The sequence below is a fragment of the Leifsonia sp. Root1293 genome (genome assembly GCF_001425325.1).
Lineage (GTDB): Bacteria > Actinomycetota > Actinomycetes > Actinomycetales > Microbacteriaceae > Orlajensenia.
Window position 1 is genome coordinate 955,598 of sequence record NZ_LMEH01000002.1, and the last position, 18,777, is coordinate 974,374.

17 protein-coding genes are annotated in these 18,777 nt (G+C 69.6%); 12 read left to right on the forward strand and 5 right to left on the reverse strand.

Going from position 1 to position 18,777, the window contains the following annotated elements:
- The first annotated feature begins 114 nt into the window (after nucleotides 1-114).
- The 4 genes from pta to ASC59_RS16295 are packed head-to-tail and all read left to right on the forward strand — an operon-like array spanning nucleotide 115 to nucleotide 5,435.
- Entirely contained in the window at nucleotides 115-2,238 is a 2,124-nt protein-coding gene (gene pta / locus ASC59_RS16280) for a phosphate acetyltransferase (protein WP_055825056.1), read from the forward strand.
- A gap of 3 nt (nucleotides 2,239-2,241) precedes the next feature.
- Nucleotides 2,242-3,456, forward strand: a complete 1,215-nt coding sequence (locus ASC59_RS16285) for an acetate/propionate family kinase (RefSeq protein ID WP_055825059.1) — start codon at nucleotides 2,242-2,244, stop codon at nucleotides 3,454-3,456.
- 54 nt (nucleotides 3,457-3,510) lie between these two features.
- Entirely contained in the window at nucleotides 3,511-4,101 is a 591-nt protein-coding gene (locus ASC59_RS16290) for a winged helix-turn-helix domain-containing protein (RefSeq protein WP_055825061.1), read from the forward strand.
- Entirely contained in the window at nucleotides 4,098-5,435 is a 1,338-nt protein-coding gene (locus tag ASC59_RS16295; protein WP_055825064.1) for an MFS transporter, read from the forward strand. The genes ASC59_RS16290 and ASC59_RS16295 overlap by 4 nt, the downstream gene beginning before the upstream one ends.
- Nucleotides 5,436-5,454: 19 nt before the next feature.
- Here ASC59_RS16295 and ASC59_RS16300 read toward each other — a convergent pair whose 3' ends face one another.
- On the reverse strand, nucleotides 5,455-5,712 hold the full coding sequence (locus ASC59_RS16300) for a hypothetical protein (RefSeq protein WP_055825067.1): 258 nt from the start codon (nucleotides 5,710-5,712) through the stop codon (nucleotides 5,455-5,457).
- 99 nt (nucleotides 5,713-5,811) lie between these two features.
- On the opposite strand from ASC59_RS16300, the gene ASC59_RS16305 reads away from it, so the two are divergent.
- Together ASC59_RS16305 and recR are read left to right on the forward strand one after the other, a co-directional pair.
- Nucleotides 5,812-8,202 carry a DNA polymerase III subunit gamma and tau gene (locus ASC59_RS16305; protein WP_055825070.1) on the forward strand — a complete coding sequence of 797 codons (2,391 nt, stop codon included), beginning with the start codon at nucleotides 5,812-5,814 and terminating at the stop codon, nucleotides 8,200-8,202.
- A gap of 14 nt (nucleotides 8,203-8,216) precedes the next feature.
- Entirely contained in the window at nucleotides 8,217-8,813 is a 597-nt protein-coding gene (gene recR, locus ASC59_RS16310) for a recombination mediator RecR (protein ID WP_055825073.1), read from the forward strand.
- Between the two features lie 5 nt (nucleotides 8,814-8,818).
- Here recR and ASC59_RS16315 read toward each other — a convergent pair whose 3' ends face one another.
- Nucleotides 8,819-9,307 carry a hypothetical protein gene (locus ASC59_RS16315; protein WP_055825075.1) on the reverse strand — a complete coding sequence of 163 codons (489 nt, stop codon included), beginning with the start codon at nucleotides 9,305-9,307 and terminating at the stop codon, nucleotides 8,819-8,821.
- Nucleotides 9,308-9,413: 106 nt separating this feature from the next.
- Here ASC59_RS16315 and ASC59_RS16320 point away from each other — a divergent pair, with 106 nt between their 5' ends.
- The 4 genes from ASC59_RS16320 to ASC59_RS16335 all read left to right on the forward strand — a co-directional run bounded on the left by ASC59_RS16320 (nucleotide 9,414) and on the right by ASC59_RS16335 (nucleotide 14,921).
- Nucleotides 9,414-10,688, forward strand: coding sequence for an aspartate kinase (locus tag ASC59_RS16320; RefSeq protein ID WP_055825860.1), 1,275 nt, complete (start codon nucleotides 9,414-9,416; stop codon nucleotides 10,686-10,688).
- A 217-nt stretch (nucleotides 10,689-10,905) separates the two neighbouring features.
- Nucleotides 10,906-11,970, forward strand: a complete 1,065-nt coding sequence (locus ASC59_RS16325) for an aspartate-semialdehyde dehydrogenase (protein ID WP_442915105.1) — start codon at nucleotides 10,906-10,908, stop codon at nucleotides 11,968-11,970.
- A 120-nt stretch (nucleotides 11,971-12,090) separates the two neighbouring features.
- The gene (locus tag ASC59_RS16330; RefSeq protein WP_055825081.1) at nucleotides 12,091-13,737 is read left to right on the forward strand and encodes a sensor histidine kinase; all 1,647 of its coding nucleotides are present in this window, start codon (nucleotides 12,091-12,093) and stop codon (nucleotides 13,735-13,737) included.
- On the forward strand, nucleotides 13,734-14,921 hold the full coding sequence (locus ASC59_RS16335) for a hypothetical protein (RefSeq protein WP_055825084.1): 1,188 nt from the start codon (nucleotides 13,734-13,736) through the stop codon (nucleotides 14,919-14,921). Before ASC59_RS16330 ends, ASC59_RS16335 begins: the two co-directional genes overlap by 4 nt.
- Nucleotides 14,922-14,934: 13 nt before the next feature.
- Here the strand turns inward: ASC59_RS16335 and ASC59_RS16340 are convergent, their stop codons facing one another.
- Nucleotides 14,935-15,693 (reverse strand): response regulator transcription factor, encoded by a 759-nt coding sequence (locus ASC59_RS16340; protein ID WP_327063418.1) that lies wholly within the window; start codon nucleotides 15,691-15,693, stop codon nucleotides 14,935-14,937.
- A 168-nt stretch (nucleotides 15,694-15,861) separates the two neighbouring features.
- Nucleotides 15,862-16,518 (reverse strand): hypothetical protein, encoded by a 657-nt coding sequence (locus ASC59_RS17325; protein WP_055825090.1) that lies wholly within the window; start codon nucleotides 16,516-16,518, stop codon nucleotides 15,862-15,864.
- Between the two features lie 265 nt (nucleotides 16,519-16,783).
- Between ASC59_RS17325 and ASC59_RS16350 the strand changes: the two genes are divergently transcribed.
- Nucleotides 16,784-17,464 carry an SGNH/GDSL hydrolase family protein gene (locus ASC59_RS16350; protein WP_055825093.1) on the forward strand — a complete coding sequence of 227 codons (681 nt, stop codon included), beginning with the start codon at nucleotides 16,784-16,786 and terminating at the stop codon, nucleotides 17,462-17,464.
- 59 nt (nucleotides 17,465-17,523) lie between these two features.
- On the opposite strand, the gene ASC59_RS16355 is transcribed toward ASC59_RS16350, so the two are convergent.
- Nucleotides 17,524-18,195 (reverse strand): MerR family transcriptional regulator, encoded by a 672-nt coding sequence (locus tag ASC59_RS16355; RefSeq protein WP_055825095.1) that lies wholly within the window; start codon nucleotides 18,193-18,195, stop codon nucleotides 17,524-17,526.
- 99 nt (nucleotides 18,196-18,294) lie between these two features.
- On the opposite strand from ASC59_RS16355, the gene ASC59_RS16360 reads away from it, so the two are divergent.
- A complete protein-coding gene (locus ASC59_RS16360; RefSeq protein WP_055825862.1) occupies nucleotides 18,295-18,720 on the forward strand; it encodes a hypothetical protein in 426 nt (141 codons plus the stop codon).
- The last annotated feature ends 57 nt before the right edge of the window (nucleotides 18,721-18,777 follow it).

Sequence of the window (18,777 nt, forward strand, 5' to 3'; positions counted from 1 at the left end):
CGCACACCCGCATCCCGCAAACGCGCACCCGCCCGGATGAACGCCGCCTGAAAGGTCGCCGCAAGCTGCACATCCGCTGAGCGTCGGCAGCGAGCGCGCCCATAGGGTGGGAGGGTGGCGCGAAGCATCTACCTGAGCTCTGCCGAAGGGCATACCGGCAAGTCGACGATCGCGCTCGGAATCCTGGCGACGCTCACCCGCACGACGGCGAAGGTCGGGGTGTTCCGTCCGATCGCCCGCTCCACCACCGAGCGCGACTACGTGCTCGACCTGTTGCTCGAGCAGGCGACGGCCGGCCTCGACTACGACACCTGCGTCGGCGTCACCTACGACGACGTGCACACCGATCCCGATGCAGCGCTCTCCCGCATCGTCGAGCGCTACAAGGCGGTCGAGGCCGCGTGCGACGCCGTCGTCATCGTCGGCAGCGACTACACCGACGTCGGCAGCCCCACCGAGCTCGGCTACAACGCCCGCATCGCCGCGAACCTCGGCGCCCCGGTGCTGCTGGCCCTCGGAGGCCGCCTCACCCAGGGCGGCGTGGGGGAGGCCCTCGGCCGCTCCGACGCCCGCACCGCCGACGACATGCGCCAGTTCGCAGAGCTCTCGCTGGCCGAGCTCCGCGTTGAGCACGCGACGCTGCTGGCCGTCATCGTCAACCGCGCCGATCCCGACAAACGCGACGACATCGTCGAGGCCGTGGCATCCGCGATTCCCGGACCGACGGATGTTCCCGTCTGGGCTATTCCGGAGGATCCCGTGCTCGTGGCCCCGACCATGGGGGCGATCCTCGAGGCGACGGACGGCACCCTCATCAAGGGCGACAAGGAGCTGCTCTCCCGCGAGGCGCTCGGCGTGGTCGTCGCCGCGATGTCGATGGACAACGTGCTGCCCCGCCTCGTCGACGGAGCCGTGGTCGTCGTTCCGGGCGACCGAACCGACGTTCTCCTCGCCGTGCTGCTCGCGAACGCATCGGGGACGTTCCCTTCTCTGGCGGGCATCGTGCTGAACGGCGGCTTCGAGCTGCCGGAGCCCATCGAGCGTCTCATCGAGGGCGTGCGTTCGCCTCTGCCCGTCATCAGCACGGCACTGACCACGTACGAGACGGCTGTGCGCATCACGCACACGCGCGGTCGGCTGGCCGCGGAATCGCGCAACAAGTTCGACACCGCCCTCGCCCTGTTCGAGCAGAACATCGACGGCGACGCGCTCATCGGGCTGCTCGACCTCAACCGCTCCAGCGTCATCACGCCGCTCATGTTCGAGTACGGCCTCATCGAGCGCGCGCGCTCGGAGCGCCGCCGCATCGTGCTGCCCGAGGGCAACGACGACCGCATCCTGCGTGCGGCAGCCACAGTGCTGGCGCGCGGAATCGCCGACATCACGATCCTCGGCGAACCGTTCGAAGTGCGCTCGCGGGCGATCGAGCTCGGTCTCGACATCGCAGCGGCCGACGTCGTCAGCCCCTTCGACGACGTGCTCCGCTTCAAGTTCGCCAACAGCTACGCCGAGCTGCGCGCCTACAAGGGCAAGGCGGCGCCGACGGTCGAGCAGGCTCGGGACACCGTCACCGACGTCTCGTACTTCGGCACCATGATGGTGCACCTCGGGCTCGCCGACGGCATGGTGTCCGGGGCGGCGCATACGACGGCGCACACGATCCGTCCGGCGTTCGAGATCATCAAGACCCGTCCGGGCGTCTCCGTGGTGTCGAGTGTGTTCCTCATGGCCCTCGCCGATCGCGTGCTGGTCTACGGCGACTGCGCCGTCATCCCCGACCCGACCTCTGAGCAGCTCGCCGACATCGCGGTGTCCTCCGCCGGAACCGCCGAGCAGTTCGGCATCGAGCCGCGCGTGGCGATGCTGTCGTACTCCACCGGCGAGTCGGGCTCGGGCGCCGACGTCGAGAAGGTGCGCGATGCGACGGCCATCGTTCGTGAACGGATGCCCGACCTCCTGGTCGAGGGCCCCATCCAGTACGACGCAGCGGCCGACGCCGCCGTCGCCGCGGCGAAGGCCCCGAACTCGGCCGTCGCCGGGCGCGCGACGGTGTTCATCTTCCCCGACCTCAACACGGGCAACAACACCTACAAGGCCGTGCAGCGAAGCGCCGGAGCCGTCGCCATCGGCCCGGTGCTCCAGGGCCTCAACAAACCGATCAACGACCTCTCCCGGGGAGCCACAGTGCAGGACATCGTCAACACCGTGGCCATCACCGCGATCCAGGCAGCGGGCTGAGCCGTGGCTTCAGTCCTGGTCGTCAATTCCGGTTCGTCGTCGTTCAAGTACCAGCTGATCGATTCCGAGAGCGAGCGGATGCTGGCCACCGGCCTCGTCGAACGCATCGGCGAGGCGCAGGGCCGTGCCGTGCACACCGTCGTCGCTGGTGACGGCGCCGAGGAGAAGTCGGAGCGCGAGCTGCCGATCGCCGATCACACGGCAGGCTTCGCAGTGATGCTCGACGCCATCGCCGACCTGGGCCCGTCGCTCGAGACGCATCCGGTGATCGCCGTGGGACACCGCGTGGTGCAGGGCGGAGCGCGCTTCTTCGAGCCGACCGTCATCACCGACCTCGTGCGCATCAACATCGACGAGCTGTCGAGCCTCGCGCCGCTGCACAATCCGGCGAACCTCGAGGGCATCGTCGCGGCACAGAAGGCGTTCCCCGACGTGCCGCACGTGGCCGTCTTCGACACCGCGTTCCACCAGACCCTGCCGCCCGCTGCCTACACCTACGCGATCGACGCCGAGCTCGCCGCCAAGCACCGAGTTCGCCGCTACGGGTTCCACGGCACATCGCACCGCTTCGTGTCGCGCGCGGCCGCCGAGTTCCTCGGACGCGATGTCGACGACATCAACCAGATCGTGCTTCACCTGGGCAACGGCGCGTCAGCCTGCGCGGTCGCGGGCGGCAGCTCGGTCGAGACGAGCATGGGCATGACGCCGCTGGAGGGTCTCGTCATGGGCACCCGCTCCGGTGACATCGACCCTGCCGTGCTGCTGCACCTGCAGCGCCGGGCCAAGCTCAGCGTCGACGAGGTCGACGACCTGCTCAACAAGCGCAGCGGACTGCTCGGTCTCAGCGGACGCGGTGACATGCGCGACGTCGTCGACGCCTCCCTCGCCGGAGATGCGGATGCCGCCCTCGCGCTCGACGTCTACGTGCACCGGCTGCGGGGCTACGTCGGCAACTACTTCGCCCAGCTCGGCCGGGTCGATGCCGTGGTGTTCACGGCCGGCGTCGGCGAGAACTCGCCGGTGATCCGCGCCAGGGCGCTGGAGGGCCTCGAGTCGTTCGGCATCCGGATCGACGCCGAGCGGAACGAGGCGCGGTCCCGTGATGCCCGCGTGATCTCGACGGACGACTCGAGGCTGGCCGTGCTCGTGGTGCCCACGAACGAGGAACTCGAGATCGCGCGGCAGACGTTGGCCGTCACGCGCGCCGCTGCTGGCTGAGCACATTCCACAAGAACCATTGCACAAGAAGTCTTGTGTAACTACGCTGGGGGCATGAGCACCGACTCCCCGCAGCCTGCGCCGCCGACATCCGTCACCGTCAGCGATCCCAAGTCGATGCGCGCTCTGGCGCATCCGCTGCGCTTGCGGCTGCTCGGCATCCTGCGGGTCGAGGGCCCCCGCACGGTCGGTCAGCTGTCGGAGGTCGTCGACGAGGCGCCGGGCTCGGTGAGCTACCACCTCGGAACCCTGGCGAAGTTCGGCTTCGTCGTCGAAGCGCCCGAACTCGCCCGTGACGGGCGCGAGCGGTGGTGGCGCGCGGCACACGACTCCACCAGGTTCGACATGGCCGACGTGCGCGACGATCCGGAGCGGCTGGGCGCCTCCGTCGCGATGCGCCAGATGGTGCTGCAGCACTATCTCGCCGAGCAACTGCAGGCTCTCGACCTCGAGGCCGGCCTCGAGAGCGACTGGCTCGCGGCGACGACGAGCGGGGACATCGCCGCCTATCTCACCGTCGACGAAGCCGCCGAACTGTCGGCCGAGGTGCAGGCGCTCGCCGAGCGGTGGTGGGACCGCGGCAGGACTCCTCGCGACGGCACCCGCGCCGTGCGCCTCCTCTACGCAGTGTTCCCGCGACCGTGACCGAGTTCCAGACGTCGACGGATGCCGCTTTCGCTCCTAGGCGACGGCTCCCGCTCGTCGCGCTGCTGACCGCGCAACTCGTGTCGCTGGCCGGCAACGCTGTCACGGTGATCGCTGTGCCGCTGTACGTGCTGCAGACGACGGGGTCGGCCGTCGCCACCGGCGTGGCCGGTGTGTTCGCCACGGTGCCGATCGTGGTGGGCGGGGCTCTCGGCGGCGTGATCGTCGATCGCTTCGGGTTCCGGGTGTCGAGCATCGTCGCCGACATCGCCAGTGGCATCACGGTGCTCGCCATCCCCGTGCTGGCCGCCACCGTCGGCCTTCCGTTCTGGGGCCTGCTGCTGCTCGTGTTCCTGAGTGGTCTGCTCGACACCCCGGGCGACTCGGCCCGCGCGTCGCTCGTCCCCGATCTCGCGAAGCTCGGACGGGTGCCGATCACGCGCGCCGCCGGCGCCCAGAGCGCCATCGAACGGTCGGCGCGGCTGCTCGGCGCGGCGCTCGCCGGTGGACTGGTCGTGCTCGCTGGTCCTCTCGGGGCGTTGTTCATCGATGCGGCCAGCTTCGCGATCTCGGCCCTGATCGTGGCGCTGCTGGTGCCCCCGGCGAGCAGGAGGGGTGCACAGGGTGGCGATGCCGGGAGCGCCGAGGAGCGGCATCCGGAGCGCTATCTCGCGGGGCTCGCGGCCGGTTTCAGATTCCTGTGGGGCAACAGGCTGATCAGAGCTGTCGTGCTGCTCGTCACCGCGACGAACGCCATCGACGTCGCCGGTATGACCGTACTGAAACCGGTCTACGCGACGTCGGTGCTCGGTGATCCTGCGGCGCTCGGCGCCATGATCGCGTGCTTCGCCGCAGGTGCCCTCGTCGGATCGGTCGTCTTCGCCGGAATCGGACACCGCCTCGCCGGACGGGCGCTGTTCGTGAGCTGTTTCGCGGTGGCCGGCGTGCTGCCCTATTCGGCCATGGCCATGGAGATCCCGTTCCTCGCGCTGTCGGCCGTGATGCTCGTCTCGGGTTTCGCCGCCGGAGCCATCAACCCGATGATCTCCACGGTGATGTACGGCACCATCCCCTCGACGATGCGGGCACGGGTCTTCGGGGCGACCTCGGCCGGTGTCGCCGCCACGATGCCCCTCGGCGCATTCCTGGCGGGCATCGCCGTCGAGTCCTTCGGACTCCAGGCCACCCTCACCGCGGCGGCGGTGCTCTACGGCTGCCTCATGCTCATCCCGCTGATCGACCGGTCGTTCTCCGGTCTGTCCGCCGCGCGCATGGAGACGGGATCGCCGACCGACGCGCCTGCCGGGAAGGCGGCGGAGCCAGCGAGAGAGTAGGAGCGCAGCCGACGGCCCGTCAGCCCTGGTTGCGCCGTCGCAGCCCGAGGTAGAGGGCGACACCGGACAGCAGCAGTGCGGCTGCGATGACGATCGCGAGGCCCGGATTCATGCCGGACGTCGCGAGCAGCGACGTGCCTGTGTGCAGCGTCGACGCGGCGGAATGAAGCATGACGATCACCGGCTTTCGGGTGGCGGTGTCGCGCGAATGCGCGAGAGGAGGTGGAGTCTCGATGGCACCACCGGAATCCTTGAGATCACTGGGAGAACGTCGCATTCTCGCTGCGAAAGGGGCGTTTGTGCCCACGACTGGGGGAGTCGGCTGGAGCCTGGCGGCTCGGGCCGGAATGTCGGCGGCGCCGACTACTCTTGAAGCGTGGTCACCGCCCTGTATCGCCGCTATCGGCCCGAGACGTTCTCCGAGATGATCGGGCAGTCCCAAGTGACCGATCCGCTCATGACCGCGCTGCGCGCAGATCGCGTGAATCACGCCTACCTCTTCAGTGGGCCACGCGGATGCGGCAAGACCACCTCCGCTCGCATCCTGGCTCGCTGCCTCAACTGCGCCGAGGGTCCCACAGACACCCCGTGCGGAAAATGCGACAGCTGCGTCGAACTCTCGCGCGCCGGTGGCGGCTCACTCGACGTGGTCGAGATCGACGCGGCGAGCCACAACGGAGTCGACGACGCCCGCGATCTGCGCGAGCGCGCGATCTTCGCCCCTGCCCGCGACCGCTACAAGATCTTCATCCTCGACGAGGCCCACATGGTCACGCCGCAGGGCTTCAACGCTCTGCTCAAGCTGGTCGAGGAGCCGCCGGAGCACGTCAAGTTCATCTTCGCGACCACGGAGCCCGAGAAGGTGCTCGGCACCATCCGGTCGCGCACCCACCACTATCCCTTCCGGCTCGTTCCCCCCGCCCAGATGCTCGAGTACGTGCAGAAGCTCTGCGACGAGGAGGGCGTGAAGGTCGCTCCCGGCGTGCTGCCGCTCGTCGTGCGCGCCGGCGGCGGATCCCCGCGTGACACGCTGTCCCTGCTCGACCAGCTCATGGCCGGGTCCGAGGACTCGACGGTCGACTACGAGCGGGCAGTCGCCCTGCTGGGCTTCACCCACGGCGCCCTGCTCGACGAGATCATCGACGCCATCGCGGCCCGCGACGCAGCGGGCGCTTTCGCCGGCATCGACAGGGTCATCCAGACCGGCCAGGATCCGCGGCGCTTCGTCGAAGACCTCCTCGAGCGCCTGCGCGACCTCATCGTGGTCGGCGCGACCACGGCGAAGGGTGCCGCGGCCGTGCTCCGCGGTGTCCCGCAAGACGAACTCGATCGCATGGGCGTGCAGGCCACCGCATTCGGCCAGGCCGAGCTGTCGCGCACGGCCGACATCGTGAACGCCGCTCTCACCGAGATGACCGGCGCCACGTCGCCGCGTCTGCACCTCGAGCTGCTCGTCGCCCGCGCCCTCGTGCCAGCAGCCGACGACACCGAGCGCGGTGCCCTCGCCCGCGTGGAACGCCTCGAGCGTCGCGTGGGGGTGACGGATGCCGCCCCGACCGCAGCGCCCGCCGCACCCGCTGCACCGTCCGTGGCTCCCGCAGCCGCACCGGCCGCCCCCGCGCCGGCACCGCGAGCGGTCCCGGCCGCGACCAGCGCTGCCGCACCTGCCGCCCCTACCGCGGCACCGTCGGCCGGCCCCGAGAGCGACGCGGTCGCTCCGGCGCCAGCACCTCGGGTTGCCGCGACTCCTCCGGCTGCACCTGCAGCTGCCGCGCCCTCCGACCCTGCCACGGAGGCTGCTGCGACGACGGCAGCCGCCGTGCGCACGACGCCTGTGGGTCCGGTCACGTTCGCCCAGGTCAAGGACGCCTGGCCCGAGGTGCTCGAGGCCGTCAAGGCCGCCAGCCTCAACGCCTGGATGGTCGTCTTCACCGCCCAGGTGCGCGAACTGCGCGACGACGACGTTCTCGTGCTCGGTTTCCCGAGCCAGAAGGATGTGGCGGCCCTGAAGCAGCAGGCAGCCCCGGGTCAGGGCGTCGGCGACCACCTCAAGCGTGCGGTGTCCGACATCCTCGGCTTCACTCCCAAGCTCATCGCCCGGGTCGAGAGTCCTGGCGGCTCCGGCGGATCCGGCCCGACCGAAGGCTCAACTCCGACGGCCGGTGGTCCCGGAGGCGCATCAGCCGGCGCGGGCTCGGCCGCCGCCGCTCCTGCGTCCGCGCCTCAGGCGCCAGCCGCGCAGAAGGCGACGAGGGCGACCTCTTCGGCCGCGACATCGGCACCAGCGCCGGCGACGCCGGCGGACTCCGCCGACGGCTGGGCGACCATCACCATCCCGGGCGCCGGCAGCGCACCGGCGGCACGGCCTGCCCCTGCTCCCGCATCCGTACCCGCGACGCCCGGTCGGCCGGACTCATCGTCTGAAGCTCCCGCCGAGCCGAGCGCGGCGCCGACGCCGTCAACACCGTCGGCAGAGTCGGCGCCGTCGGCCCCAGCCGATGAGGAGCCGCCGTTCAACGATGTGCCCCCGCCCTTCGACGATGAACCGCCGTACGACCCGGGCCTCCCCGACGATCCGGGTCCCCGGTACGACGCCCGCCCTGCTGCGGCTCCTCGCCAGCAGACCGCCCCAGCGCCGGCACGCGGCCAGCGTCCGGCGGCCCCAGGGCAGCGCTACGGCGAGTCGGTCGTGCGTGAGGTTCTCGGCGCCACCTTCCTCGAAGAGCAGCCGCACACGCCAAAGACCGGCTTCCGCGAGCGGGCCTAGGGGCGAGTAGAGACATGTACGAAGGAATCGTCCAAGACCTGATCGACGAACTCGGCCGACTGCCGGGCATCGGTCCGAAGTCGGCGCAGCGCATCGCGTTCCACATCCTGCAGACTCAGAGCTTCGATGTGGCCCGCCTCGCCGAGATCCTCACCACTGTGCGCGAGCGCGTGAAGTTCTGCAGCATCTGCGGCAACATCTCCGAGCAGGACACCTGCACGATCTGCCGCGACCCGCGCCGCGATCCGGCTCTCATCTGCGTGGTCGAGGAGGCGAAGGATGTCGTCGCGATCGAGCGCACCCGGGAGTTCCGCGGTCTGTACCACGTGCTCGGCGGTGCCATCAGCCCCATCGACGGCATCGGACCCGACGACCTCAGCATCCGTCAGCTCATGCAGCGCCTCGCCGACGGCACCGTGCAGGAGGTCATCATCGCCACCGACCCCAACCTCGAGGGCGAGGCGACGGCCACCTACCTGTCGCGCCTGCTCACGACGCTCGAGATCCGCGTCACGCGTCTGGCCTCCGGACTGCCCGTGGGCGGCGACCTCGAGTACGCAGACGAGGTCACGCTCGGCCGTGCGTTCGAGGGCCGGCGCTCCGTCAGCTGACCGACCTACCGCAGGATCTCCACCAGCGCGATCCAGGACAGCAGCACCGCCGACAGGATGGCGAGGATGCTGCCGATGGCCACGCCGTAGTAGCCGTCGGCCTCCCCGATGATCAGAAGCACCGAGCCCGCGGCGAAGGCGACGAGTGGTGCGATCCCGGCCGCATTCTTGAGGAGCGGGCTGCCGTTGGCGCGGTCCTCACGCACGATCGTCCGCGCCGCCGCGAACTCCAACCATGCTGCGACGACGGTTCCCACCAGGATCTCCACGCCGAGCGCCCAGAGCGGTTGACGGGGGATCAGGGCGAGGCACGATGCCGTCACACCGAGCAGGAGCGCTCCGATGAAGGCGGCCGCCCGCGCCGGGATGGTGGCGGTCTGCAGGATCTCGCGGATGTTCACGGACATCGCCACGATGATGAGTCCGGCCAGCGCCGCTCCGGCTCCTGCGATCGCCAGGTTGAACTCGGTCCAGCCCTCGAGCATGGTGTCCATGGGCCGCACTCTACCGCTGGAGCCCCGCTGCGTCGTCACATAGCGCAGCCGGCATATGGGCCCCGATTATGATGGGGGTTCGCCGTTCCCACCCCAGGAGATGTTCGTGAGCTTGATCGTGCAGAAGTTCGGCGGTTCCTCCGTGGCCGATGCCGAGAGCATCAAACGTGTCGCCAAGCGCATCGTCGAAGCCCACCGGGCCGGCAACGAGATCGTCGTCGCCGTCTCCGCCATGGGCGACACCACCGATGACCTGCTCGACCTCGCGCACGAGGTCACCCCGATGCCTGCCCCGCGCGAGCTCGACATGCTCCTCACAGCCGGCGAGCGCATCTCGATGGCGCTGCTGGCCATGTCCATACGCAGCCTCGGCTACGACGCCCGGTCATTCACCGGCAGTCAGGCCGGCATGATCACGGATGCGCAGCACGGCGCGGCGCGCATCGTCGACGTCACCCCGGGCCGCCTCCGCGAGGCACTCGACGAGGGCGCCATCGCCATCGTCGCCGGTTTCCAGGGCTTCAGCCGGGAGTCGCGCGACATCACCACGCTCGGCCGCGGCGGATCCGACACCACCGCCGTCGCCCTCGCCGCGGCGCTCGGCGCCGACATCTGCGAGATCTACACCGACGTCGACGGCATCTTCACGTCGGATCCGCGCATCGTGAAGCGGGCGCGCAAGATCGACCGCATCACGAGCGAGGAGATGCTCGAGCTCGCCGGATCCGGTGCGAAGGTGCTCCACATCCGCGCCGTCGAGTACGCCCGACGCCACAACGTCACCCTGCACGTGCGCTCGTCGTTCAACTACAACGAGGGCACCATCGTCTACGACCCGCAGTCCGAGGGAGAAGAGTCCACCATGGAAGAGTCGATCATCGCCGGAGTCGCGACCGACCTCAGCCAGGCAAAGATCACCGTCGTCGGTGTTCCCGACGTTCCCGGCGTCGCCGCGAAGCTGTTCAAGATCGTGGCGAACACGAACGCCAACGTGGACATGATCGTGCAGAACGTGTCTGCGGCCTCCACCGGCCGCACCGACATCTCCTTCACGCTGCCGAAGGACGACGGCCAGAAGGCCATCACCGCCCTGAGCAACGCACAGGACGGCATCGGCTTCGAGAGCCTGCAGTACGACGACCAGATCGGCAAGCTGGCGGTCGTCGGCAACGCCATGCGCACGAACTCTGGCGTGTCGGCCACGCTCTTCGAGGCGCTCTACGAGGCCGGCATCAACATCGAGATGATCTCGACGTCGGAGATCCGCATCTCCATCGTCACCCGGGCCGACGCCATCAACGACGCGGTGCGTGCAGTGCACACCGCCTTCGGTCTCGACGCCGAGGACGAGGCGGTCGTGCACGGGGGCACCGGCCGCTGAGGTCACCGGCCCCCGAGGTCGCCGGGCGCCTCGGCGCCTGCGGCATCCGCAGCCCGGAGGAGTTCTGCAGATCGGGAGGCCTCCCGAGGCAGCAGGAGGCCTCCCGAGCGGGGGAAGTCCTCCGAACTGGCCGGAATCCGTTCCCCGGTGGCAGCGGAGGGCGGCCGATCGGCGGCAGGTCCCTGTCAAGATGGTCACTAGACGAGAGGCAAGCAACGTGAGTAACAGCGTGGGAATCAACATCGGCGTGGTCGGAGCGACCGGACAGGTCGGAGCGGTCGTGCGCCGCCTGCTCGACGAGCGCGACTTCCCGGTGGCCAGCATCCGCTACTTCGCATCGGCGCGGTCCGCGGGCACGACGCTGGCGTGGCGTGGCGAGGACATCGTGGTGGAGGATGCCGCGACGGCAGATCCCGCCGGCCTCGACATCGCCATCTTCTCCGCTGGAGCCACCCTCTCCAAGGCGCAGGCCCCCCGGTTCGCCGCAGCCGGCGTGACCGTCATCGACAACTCGTCGGGCTGGCGCATGGACCCCGATGTTCCGCTCGTCGTCAGCGAGGTCAACCCCGAGGCGATCGCCGACGCCCGCAAGGGCATCATCGCCAACCCGAACTGCACCACCATGGCGGCCATGCCGGTGCTCAAGGTCCTGCACGAGGAGGCCGGCCTCGAGCGCCTCATCGTGAGCACCTACCAGGCGGTCTCCGGGTCGGGCCTCGCCGGTGCCGAGGAGCTCGAGAGCCAGGTGCGTGCAGCGCTCGAGGGCGACGTGCTCGGTCTCGTCCACGATGGCCGCGCCGTCGAATTGCCGGCGCCGAACAAGTACGTGCGTCCCATCGCGTTCGACGTCATCCCGCTCGCCGGTTCCATCGTCGATGACGGCTCGTGGGAGACCGACGAGGAGAAGAAGCTCCGCAACGAGAGCCGCAAGATCCTCGACCTGCCGGGTCTGCTCGTGAGCGGCACGTGCGTGCGCGTTCCCGTCTTCACCGGTCACTCGCTCTCGATCAACGCCGAGTTCGCGAACCCGATCTCCGTCGCCCGCGCCGAGGAACTCCTCGCCACCGCGCCGGGGGTCGTGCTGACCGATGTTCCGACGCCGCTCGAGGCCGCTGGAACCGACCCGAGCTACGTCGGCCGCATCCGTCAGGACGAGGGTGCTCCCGACGGTCGTGGACTCGCGCTGTTCATCTCCAACGACAACCTCCGCAAGGGTGCAGCACTGAACGCCGTGCAGATCGCGGAACTCGTCGCAGCGAAGCTGGTTCCCGCAGCAGCCTGATCGCCACCGCGAGCAGCATCCGGCGAACGGATGCAGCCGCACCACGACTGGCCTGAATCGGTGTCCGTCGACCGAAGTGGCGGAGCGGCCGAGGCCCGGCCACGCATTAGTGTCAAGACCATGTCCGGCATCGAGCACCCTACGGCTCCCGATCGATCGATCGATCGCGCCGTCACGCTCAGCCAGCTGCTGTTCGGCGTCGTCATCCTCTTCGTCGTCGTCGTGCAGCAGGTCGCCTCAGTCGGCACCGCGAGGCCGGGCGCGTTCTTCCTGGGAGTGTTCCTGGCGTTCCTCGGATGCGGCCTCGCCGTCGCCGTGCCGTGGCACCTGTTCCCGCACGGGTGGACGGCGACCCTGCCTGCCCTCGACATCATCGCCATCGTCTGCCTGCGCTTCGCCGATCCGTCGCTCGGCGCCGGCCTGCTCTGGCTCTTCCCCGTCATCTGGCTGAGCAGCTACTTCGGCATCTACGGAGCAGCCGGCAGCGTGCTGTCGATCTGCGCGCTCATAGGCATCGGCGCCTTCCTCACCGGCGACCCCGTCGGAACTCTGACCATTCCCTCTGTCGTCATCCTGCCTCTCGTGCTCGCCGCCGTGGCGGCGTCGACTCTCACCGCAGCCCGCCGCTCCGCCGCCAGGCGGCAGTTGCTGGGCAGCCAGTCGCGCGTGCTCGAGTCGGCGATGATCCGTGCGCGTCGCCAGGAGAACCTGCTGGCCGACGTGCTCGATGCGGTGGACTTCGGCGTGGCGCGTGTCGGCCCCGGCGGCGACGTGACCGTCATGAACGAGACGCACGGTCGCATCATGAGTGCCGTCGGTGACGACATCCTGGCTCCGGATGCCGTCGGCCGGGCGCCGCTGTTCGCAGCGAACGGGCGCACGCCCATCGACCCTGACGACGCTCCGCTCGCTCGGCTGCAGCGCGGCGAGGAGTTCGCCGGCATGATCGTCTGGGTCGGCGCCCCCGGTCGCGGCGTCGCGCTCAGCATCACGGCCCGTCGGCTGCGCAGCGGCCCGGGCGCTCAGAACGAGGGGCTCGTGGTGGTGACGCGCGACGTGACGACCGAGCTCGCCGCAGTGCGAGCCCGCGACGACCTGGTGGCATCCGTCTCCCACGAACTGCGCACGCCGCTCACCAGCATCGTCGGCTACCTCGACCTCGCCCGGGACGAGGAGCTCTCCGAAGGAGCCGAGCGCTACCTTCAGATTGCCGACCGCAACGCCGACCGCATGCTGGGCCTCATCACCGACATCCTGGCCGCCTCGACGGCCGGGGACGGGCCCGTCGAACTCACCATCGACCGTCGCCCCACAGACCTCGCTTCCGTCGTACTGAGCTCGGTCGAGAGCCTCACCCCGCGGGCCCGGGAGAATCTCGTCACCATCGAGGCCTCCGGCATCCGGGAGCTGCACGCGAACGTCGATGCCTTCAGGATCCGACAGGTGATCGACAACCTGGTCACCAACGCCATCAAGTACAACCGCGAGGACGGAACCGTCACGGTCGATGCTGCACTCGATGCCGAAGGGGCCGCCGTCATCACCGTGCGCGACACCGGAACAGGCATCGCACCGGAGGAGGTGCCGCGTCTGTTCGAGCGATTCTTCCGCAGTGAGTCCGTTCGCGGGTCGAGCGTGCACGGCAGCGGGCTGGGCCTGGGCATCAGCCGCGACATCGTTCGCAGGCACGGCGGCGAGCTCACCATCGAGAGTGCCCTCGGCGTGGGCTCCGTCGCCACAGTGCGCATCCCCCTGGAGGAGACATGAGTATCGAATTCGATCTGCAGACGGTGGTCTTCGTCACGGCGCTGGTGGTGGTCGTCGCCGGAGTCACCTTCATCGCCGACACCCTCGTGCGTCGTGATGAGATCGCCGGGCGCATCTGGGCGCTGGCGTACCTCAGCGGCATGCTCACGGTCGTGAGCTACCTGTTCTGGGCCGCCAACAACGACGCCTGGTGGGCTGTGGCCGTCGGCAACGCGGGCTATGTCGCGACCGCCGGATGCATGTGGATCGGCGCCCGCGCCTACAACAACCGACCGGGCTTCATCTGGGTCTTCGTGGTGCTCATCACTGTCGCGACGGCCGTGGCCGTCATCATCGAGGGCCCGACCGGCGGCGACTGGGCCGGTGCCGGACTGATGTTCATCGCGATCGCGGCGTTCGCCGGCGGTGCCGGGGTCGAGTCCCTCAGGGGCAGTATGGGTGCGAATCCCAACGCCCGCGCCCTGGCCATCGTCCTCCTCCTCCAGTGCGCCTACTACTCCGTGCGCACGGTGCTCTTCTTCACGGGAGGCCCGGACACCCAGCTGTTCCAGACCGGATTCGGAACCGTCACCACGAGTTTCATCGTCGTCACAGTCACCATCGTCGGCGCCATCTCGATGTCGGTTCTGCGTGCCGACCGCGCGCGGCTGCGTGGCGTGCGTCGAGCGCGGCGCCCGGATGAGGCGAGCGGGCTCGTCATCGGCGGGCTCGAGGCGCTGGCCGATGGCTGGATGAAGCGCGGCTCCCGACATGGTCGCGGCATCGCCGTGATGGCTGTGCGCTTCGACACGCTGGGCGCCGTCGCCACGGCGTTCGGCCGCAACGCGGCGGACGAGATGTGCGCAGCCTGGACCGAATCCGTGCGCGCCCATGTTCCGCCGTTCGCCGCCGTGTTCGAAGACGTCCCCGGGTCGCTGATCGTCATCGCCCCGATCGAGCCGGGCACGGATGCGCGTGCCCTGGCCGATCGCATCGTCGACGGCCTGCTCGACTCGCACATGGCCGATGTCGGCGGCATCCGGCCCACGGCGACGATCGGCGTGGCCTTAAGTGATCCAGGCAATCCGAGCGAAGGTGGCCGCGCCCTGATCATGAGGGCAGAGTCCACCGTCCAGTACGCGATCGCCCTGGGGGAGTCGGTCGCGATCGCCACGGACTCCCCGGCGGACGCCGCAGTCGGCTGAGGGCCGAGCTCGATCAGGCCGTGAGCCTGTAGCCCACTCCGCGCACGGTCTCGATCCAGCGCGGGTCCGACGGGTCGTCGCCCAGCTTCTTGCGCAGGTTGGCCATGTGCACCTCGACGGCGCGTTTGTCGGCATCCGTCACGAAATGCGTCACGGACTCGTCGTGCAGGGCCGCGGCCAATTCGGCCTTGCTCAGCACCCGGCGTCGGGCCTCGAGCAGGGCTCCCAGGAGGTCGAACTCGCTGCGGGTCAGCTCGAGGTCGGCATCACCCTGCTGCACCCGGCGCTCGGCACTGCTCAGCCGCAGGCCACGATGCTCCAGCCAGCCGAGCGCTGCCACGTCGGACCCCGGCGTCGGGGGGAGTGTGGATGGCGAGGTCGTCGGAGCCATCGCGGCGGCGTCGACCGGCGCAGCGGAACGGGGACGGCGCAGCATCGCCTCGACGCGGGCACGCAGCTCTCGCGGGCGGAACGGCTTCGTGATGTAGTCGTCGGCGCCGGCCTCGAGGCCCTGCAGGGTGTCGATCTCATCGCTGCGGGCCGTGAGCATGACCAGATACGTGTCGCTGACGGCCCTGATCCGCTTGGCCGTCTCGAAGCCGTCGATGCCCGGCAGGCCGACGTCGAGCGTCGTCACGACAGGATCATGGGCGCGGACCGCCTCGATGCCGTCGAGCCCTGTCGCAGCGGCGACGGTCTCGAAACCCGCCTGCTCGAACACGGACTCGAGAAGATGACGGATGTCCGCATCGTCCTCGATGATGACGGCCACACGTCTCCCTGACACCAAACGCAGATCCCCCTCGAACGAACGATGCACGCGTCGAGTCTGCGACGACGCACTCGTGCTGAATGCTAGCCGACCCCCGACGGCCTCGTGCGCAGCGCGAGCGGTGGGGGTGTCAGGCGGCGATGAGGACCCGGCCGGGGTGGGTGAGGTTCAGACGCGATCGTCGGGCAGTGACACCGCGACGGATGCCGCTTCGGCACCGCGTGTGCGGCGCCCCTGAGCCAGGCGCAGCACCAGTCCGGTCGTCAGCGCCACAGCGGCGAGGACGATCCACCACAGCAACGGGTACCCGGGCAGCGTCGGACCGACGGGCGAGGTGATGCTGTCGGAGCCGGCGAAGACCAGGCCTGCCGTGGCCGTGTTCGAGCCAGCACCGGTCGCCGCAGTCGGCGTCGCAGTCATGCGCACCGTGTGGTCGCCAGATGCCAGGGTCGTCCCGGCCAGCGAGTTGTCGATCGGGCGGCATCCGTCGCCGGCGGCGTCGCAGAGCTCGCCGGTCCAGACGACGCCGGTCGCGCCGGTCCCGCCGGTCCCGCCGGTCGCGCCGGTCGCGCCGGTTCCGCCCGCCGTGCCGGTGGGGGTGACCGGGTGGACCGAGGTGATCGTTGTGGCTGTCGCCAACGTGAACGGCTCGAGGGTCGACGCCGCGACCCCCTCCGTGAGTGCGGTGAACTCGGCGTTCGCCTCGACGGTGCGAGGCGTCGCCGAGGTCGCACGCGCCGCGCTGGCCGCTCCGCCGACTCCGGCAGCGCCGGCCACCACGAGCATCACGGCGATGATCGGGAGAACGCTGATGCGACTGGGCAAACTCGGTGCTCCGTTCGGATGCAGGGGGCCAACGGTGGCGGGGGAGCGACGGGCTCGCGTAGGGGCGATGCGCGTGTCGTCTCCACCCACGGTCGACGCTAGTGAGGCAGCCTCAAGCCGACCTCAGGATCACCTCAGGACCGCCGGAGCTCGATCGACCGGGATCGCGAGCCGCCTGATCACCGGCCTGTGGGCGTACCCTGTCCCGTGGATTGGGGGAGACGGCATGCGCAATCCGCACGGCCCGCCGCGGCGAACACCAGACATGACCCGGCATCGCTCCCTGCCCCTCGCGATCGCGGGGATCCTCACGGCGACGGCGCTCGCGCTGGCCGGCTGCAGCGGCACAGCGCCCGCCGGTGGATCGGCGGCATCCGTCGACCCGGATGTCCCCGTCGTCGCCTTCTACGGCGACTCGTACACCCGCGGCACCGGGGCGTCGTCAACGGATAAGCGCTGGTCGAGCATCATCTGCGCCGATCGCGGCTGGACTGAGGTCAACCCGTCGACCGATGGCCTCGGCTTCGTCAACAACCGCGAGTACCAGAGCGTCGACGAACTCGACCTGGTCATCGACGCCGACCCCGACATCGTGATCGTGACGATGGGCCTGAACGACAACTTCTCCATGCCCGCCCGTGCCGACGACATCGAGTCCGCGATCGACAGCGACTTCGCCCGGTTGTCGGCCGAGGTGCCCGACGCTCGCATCGTCGTGGTCGAGCCGTTCTGGTACACCGACGATCGGCCGGGTTCGGTGCAGCAGATCATCGACTGGGTCGAGGCCGGTGCCGAGCGGATCGACGCGGACTACATTGCCGGAGCCTCATCCTGGATCGAGGGCCACCCGGAGTGGATGGCATCGGACGGGCTGCATCCGAATGACGACGGCTATGCCGCGATCGCCCAGGAGATGGATGCCGCGCTCGCGCAGCTCGGCCTCTGAGTCGACGTCGCGATCCGGCGCATCGACCGGAGCTCACCGGATCTCACCGGAGAGGATCGTCACCCTCTGTCGTCGTTGAGGAGCCCGGCCGCGACGTCCTGATGGGCGAGCCGGCGCATGGCCAGGATGACCGGCTCGTACAGTGCCGTGCCGAGCACGGCGTATTCGATCGCGGCCGACCCCGCTTCTGACCCCGCGGCCGAACCCGCGTTCGACCCGTCCGAGCCGTCGGCCGTCGCCCGAGGCATCTGACCGACGTCGAACTCCGCGATGGCGTGCAGGTGGCGGCCGTAGACCTCGATGCGGTCGTCGCTGATCGGAAGTCCGGCATCCTCGGCCGCTCTCAGGGCGTGCTCCAGCTGCGCGACCGCCGCATAGCTCGGATCGTAGAACTGGCCCAGGCGCTCGATCACGGCGCGGGCGCGAGGGTAGGCGTCGTCCGGGGCGGCCTCCGCGTACGGAGGCAGGGCGGCCACCGCTCGGCCCAGCGAGTCGAAGAGGGATCCGTCGGGGGCGTCGATCAGGGCGAGCACGGCCCGCGCCTGTTGCACCGGCAGCCCGGCAGCTCCGGTCAGCGCGCGGATGACCCGCAGGCGATGCAGGTGCTGCTCGCCGTAATCGGCCTGCGTCGCCGTCGTCGCGGTTCCGGCGGGCAGAAGCCCTTCGCGCAGGTAGTACTTGACCGTGGCGAGGGGAACACCGGACTCCTCGACCAGTTGCGAGATGCGCATCCGACTCCTTGACATCAGATAGTGGCACTATCTAACCTGTAGATAGTTCAACTATCCAATCATGACGGATGCGACTCCGCCAGCACCGAGAGGAACTCCATGCTCAGCCCAGCAAGTCTCAGCCTCGTCGGGATCCTGCTCCTCGCCCTCGTGACGGTAGAGACCGGCGGCTACTTCATGACCAGGGTCGTGCGGGGCCACGTGCCGGCCAACGCCCTGCAGACCAGCTTCTTCCGCGCCGGCCACGCTCATGCGGCCGTGCTGCTCGTGCTGAGCATCGCGATCCTGGGCGTCATCGACCAGGCCGCGTTGACCGGCTTCTGGTTCTGGCTCGCCAGCACCGGCGTGCCGATCGCGGCCATCCTCATGCCGGCCGGATTCTTCCTGAGCGTGCTCGGGCGCGACCCGGCGAAGCCCAACCGCCTGATCTGGCTGCTCTGGCTGGGCGTCCTGTCGCTCACCGCGGGCCTCATCACCGCGGGCATCGGACTGCTCACCGCCGGCATTGCCGGACTCGCCGGCTGAGGGGCCCAAGATCCACCGAGTCGCCCGGGTTCGTCGCCATCCCGCCCGTCTCGGCCC